The sequence below is a fragment of the Microcoleus sp. Pol12A5 genome (assembly GCF_036701435.1).
Taxonomy (GTDB): Bacteria; Cyanobacteriota; Cyanobacteriia; order Cyanobacteriales; family Microcoleaceae; genus Microcoleus.
On sequence record NZ_JAUBQU010000245.1, the window covers coordinates 1 to 3,024 of the forward strand.

A 3,024-nucleotide genomic window follows, 5' to 3' on the forward strand; every position below is an offset into this window, starting at 1 on the left:
CGCCAAAGATGCGGTAGTACAAGTCGGCATCGGGTTGAAACTGAACTTCAGCTAAGTAAAATGGTTTTTCAGGTTCTGCGGTTTTGGGGAGAAATAACCCGTCGATGCGGAATGCGAGTTGTTTGATTTCGCGGGAGGTGAATTCATAGGCGGTGGCTTCGTCTGGAGGGCGATCGATTAGTTCAAAGAAGAACCTGGGAAATTCTTGAAACAGGCTGTAGAAAATGGTGTCTGTTTTCATGAGTTGTCGATGCGAATCGAAGATGGGTACTATACCATGCCAAGAGAGGAACAACCATGACACAAGAACCGATTTTTGAAGAAAGCAGTGGCAACGTATTCGCTGACCTCCGTCTGAAGGATGCAGATGAACTTTTTATGCGAGGCAAAATAGGGATTCAAGTAATCCGTATCCTGAAACAACGCAACTTGAAACAGCACGAAATTAGTCAACTTCTTGGCATTCCACAGCCAGAAGTATCTCATTTAATGAACGGAGAGTTTCAACGCTTGGGCGAGGGCAAACTACTGCTTTTTCTCAAGCGACTCGATACGGAAATTACCTGACATCTTCGCCCTCGTAATGGGGGAAATCAATCTGCTGAAATTACGATCTCGCTATAGGGGTTGATGAAAGCGGATGGTAATGTCGTTCGTGATTGTATCCGCACCTTCGTAAATGCGATCGCGCAAGCGTGCGCGGCTAGGGCGATCGCGTTCATCAATCGCAGACTTCAACCGCAACAACGCCCGAATCTTCGCCAGCAGATATTTCCGTTTAATTGGCTTGCAAATAAAATCATCTGCGCCACAATCTAGCCTATAAACTAAGCTAGGACTATCGCAATCTGTCATCAGCACAATAGGCATAAAAGATAACTTCTGATTCTGACGCACTTGTGCCGTCACCTCATATCCATCTAGATATGGCATGATTGCATCCAGGAGCACTAAATCGAAGCGTTTTTTCTTAATTTGTGCTATGCTGCATTTGAATTGTTAGGCTGTGTGTTATTCAAGCAGACAATCTGCTGAATCAACCTCATAATTTAAACAGGATTATTTACTCTCTAGAGACCCCAGTATGGAACTTAAAAAGCAGTTTACTTTTTCAGGGTTATTTAAGAAGTTTCACGAAGAAGATACTCAGCCGATAGAAATCAATGACGCTAATATATATTGCTATGTAAACGGCAATATTTTGTGTGAAATTAACTCCCAAGTAAATCAACACATTAATGACAAAATATCTGATGAATCTGTCCCTATTTCTCAGTTAAAAGGTGAGACAATAAAGCCAGCAGATATTATGCAATTCAGGAAACTAGATCGACTTGAAACAGAGATAGAGATGGTTCAACAACCATATGATGGTGATTACGAGATTGAAGGCAAAACAGTTGAGGGATGGAAAATAAAGGCGATTATTGCTGATGCCAACTTTCCAGTCACATTTGGGGTTGACAACTCTAAAAATATGGAGCAACAGGGTAAATCTCAAGTTAGACTTAGGGACTTGGACATTGATTACAATTTAGATTCCTTAGAAGAGGGAGGAACCGAAGAAATTGCGTATGGTCTGGCAAATATAGAAGTAATAGACAATTTCAAAGCTCAAATTGGAAACCTTGAAGCTGAAATGTGTATTGAGTCCGTTTCAACTAGAGAAAGCACCAATAAAAGTGGTATCTTAAGCGCAGAGATGACACTCAGAAATATTCGTGAAAATGAACAAGATTCCTATGAAACTTATTGTGCTTGGCTCAGATCTCTTCTTTCACTTGCATCGGGGCATTGCGTTGATAAAATATATAGCATCAAGGGTGTGAGGTATGAGCATTTTCAGATAAAAAATGAATACTGGTCAGGGCGAAAAATACCTAGTGAAGCCAGTGGAATAGCTGTTATAGAATCACCTAATTTAGAGCTATTCATGCAGCAGTGTGCTAAAAAATTGACAGGGGAAACCTTCAGGGAGCAAGGTGTAGGTTTAGGATTAAGCTGGTACATTGATACATTTGTTAGCCCTATGGATGACGTGAAGTTCTTACTTTTATGTACGGTTTTAGAATCCTTAAACCAAAAACATTCTAGCAATGCTAGTAAGAAGCTTCTTCCTAGGAATATTTACCGACAAATCCGAGACCAGATTTTAAAGGTTGTATCGGATTTCCCGCAAAATATTAATAACCAAGATGATCTTAAAAAATATAATATTTTTCAGATTAAAGTTGAAAAGTCTTTTGCTAGTGGTTCATACAATCAGATAGGAGATTTACGAAATAGCCTCAAGGAAATGTTTAAGACTTATAGTGTGCCATATAAAGACTTATTTTCAAATTTAGAGTTCATAGACATAAGAGACGATATCGTTCATGAAGGATTTGGTGGAGTGGATATAGCTCTTGAACTTGGAAAGTTGTCAAACCTAGTTGTGCGGGTATTTCTTGCAATTCTGGGGTATGAGGGTAATTATAAGGAGTATATAAAAATTGAGATAGATGATCCATTGGGACGAAGTAAACACGGATTGATTTGCAGGTCTTTTCCTTTTATTGCCTCTGAGGATAACACAGAGTCGAACTCGATCGATACTTGCTCCTAGAACATTGGGTGCGCTTAGCCAAAGCTCATGCTTACAAACACTTACAGACAGCAGCATGAGTTATGTATCAGCCACTTTGCGTCGGTTAGTGACTCAACGCGCCCGATCGCAATGCGAGTATCGATCTAGAAAACATTGGTATTATCGATCGCAATAACTCGATCGATACAATATACCTGAAAAAAGAACTTAAATATCCAGCGATACGTTGAGCATCTCTTATCTAATTTCGGCAGGGTTTATTTCAATAAACCGTGCCTTGAGTATGCTTAAATAAGTTTAGACACATACTAGCCATATTTAAACCAGTGAACTTTCAATCAGTCATTGCCACCTTAAACAAATTCTGGAGCGATCGAGGATGCCTGATCGCCCAATCCTACGACACAGAAAAAGGTGCAGGAACCATGAATCCCCAC

The 3,024-nt window shown here is 40.0% G+C and carries 5 protein-coding genes; 3 read left to right on the forward strand and 2 right to left on the reverse strand.

Annotated elements, in window-relative coordinates; translation table 11 throughout:
• Window positions 1-241: DUF2887 domain-containing protein (locus tag QUA45_RS28365; RefSeq protein ID WP_333223236.1), on the reverse strand; the 241-nt coding region annotated here is incomplete at its 3' end.
• A 56-nt stretch (window positions 242-297) separates the two neighbouring features.
• Between QUA45_RS28365 and QUA45_RS28370 the strand changes: the two genes are divergently transcribed.
• The gene (locus QUA45_RS28370) at window positions 298-567 is read left to right on the forward strand and encodes an XRE family transcriptional regulator (protein WP_333223238.1); all 270 of its coding nucleotides are present in this window, start codon (window positions 298-300) and stop codon (window positions 565-567) included.
• A gap of 51 nt (window positions 568-618) precedes the next feature.
• Here the strand turns inward: QUA45_RS28370 and QUA45_RS28375 are convergent, their stop codons facing one another.
• Window positions 619-984, reverse strand: coding sequence for a response regulator (locus tag QUA45_RS28375; protein ID WP_333223240.1), 366 nt, complete (start codon window positions 982-984; stop codon window positions 619-621).
• A gap of 100 nt (window positions 985-1,084) precedes the next feature.
• On the opposite strand from QUA45_RS28375, the gene QUA45_RS28380 reads away from it, so the two are divergent.
• Window positions 1,085-2,605 (forward strand): hypothetical protein, encoded by a 1,521-nt coding sequence (locus QUA45_RS28380; RefSeq protein ID WP_333223239.1) that lies wholly within the window; start codon window positions 1,085-1,087, stop codon window positions 2,603-2,605.
• A 308-nt stretch (window positions 2,606-2,913) separates the two neighbouring features.
• On the forward strand, window positions 2,914-3,024 hold a 111-nt coding region (locus tag QUA45_RS28385), incomplete at its 3' end, for a glycine--tRNA ligase subunit alpha (RefSeq protein ID WP_333223242.1).